This is a genomic window from Limnohabitans sp. JirII-29 (assembly GCF_003063395.1).
Classification (GTDB): domain Bacteria; phylum Pseudomonadota; class Gammaproteobacteria; order Burkholderiales; family Burkholderiaceae_C; genus Limnohabitans.
In genome coordinates this window covers 1-972 of the sequence record NZ_NESB01000031.1, presented here as the reverse complement: position 1 = coordinate 972, position 972 = coordinate 1, and the positions used below count along the sequence as shown (strand labels likewise).

Here is a 972-nt window from a genome sequence, read left to right as displayed (position 1 = left end):
CGATGCTGAATTGACCATAGCCGTTGTTACCCGCCACATTGGTCTGGGCAACGAAGGCTGCGCTACTGTCCACGTCGGTGGCGCTGAGGGTGCCGGTTGTTGAGAGCGAGGCTGCTGCATTGGTCTCGGTGAGACTTGCCGTGCTGGTGCCGATGATCACTGCTGCATCGTTGGAACCCGTCATGCTGACGGTGATGACCTGCGTTGTTCCGTCTGCGGTGGCAACCGTGAAGCTGTCGGTATAAGTCTGACCACCCACAAATTCGTTGTGCGCGCTGTTGGCGGTATACGTCCAGGCGCCATTGGTGCCGATGCTGAACTGGCCGTAGCCGTTGCTGCCCGACACATTGCTCTGGGCAACGAAGGCTGCGCTGCTGTCCACGTCGGTGGCGCTCAACGTACCTGTAGTTGAGAGCGAGGCTGCTGCGTTTGTTTCCGTCAAGCTGGCGGTACTGGTGCCGTTGATCACCGCCGCATCGTTGCTGCCGGTCATGCTCACCGTGATGACCTGTGTCGTGCCATCCGCCGTCGCCACCGTGAAGCTGTCGGTGTAGGTCTGTCCACCCACGAACTCGTTGTGCGCACTGTTGGCCGTGTACGTCCACGCGCCATCGGTACCGATGCTGAATTGGCCATAACCGTTGTTGCCAGCGACATTGCTCTGGGCAACGAAGGCCGAGCTGCTGTCCACGTCCGAGGCACTCAAGCTGCCTGTTGTGGAGAGCGACGCTGCGGCATTTGTTTCTGTCAGGCTAGCGGTACTGGTTCCTGTGATGACTGCGGCATCGTTGCTGCCCGTCATGCTGACGGTGATGACTTGGCTGGTGCCGTCTGCTGTCGCGACTGTGAAGCTGTCGGTGTAGGTCTGACCACCCACGAACTCGTTGTGCGCGCTGTTGGCCGTGTAGGTCCAGGCACCATCGGCGCCGATACTGAACTGACCATAGCCGTTGTTGCCAGCGACATTGCTCT

General features: G+C 60.0%; 1 protein-coding gene. It reads right to left on the bottom strand.

From position 1 onward, the window contains the following. Positions 1 to 972, bottom strand: a 972-nt coding sequence (locus tag B9Z39_RS16840; protein ID WP_199221247.1) for a VCBS domain-containing protein, incomplete at both ends; no start/stop codon positions are given.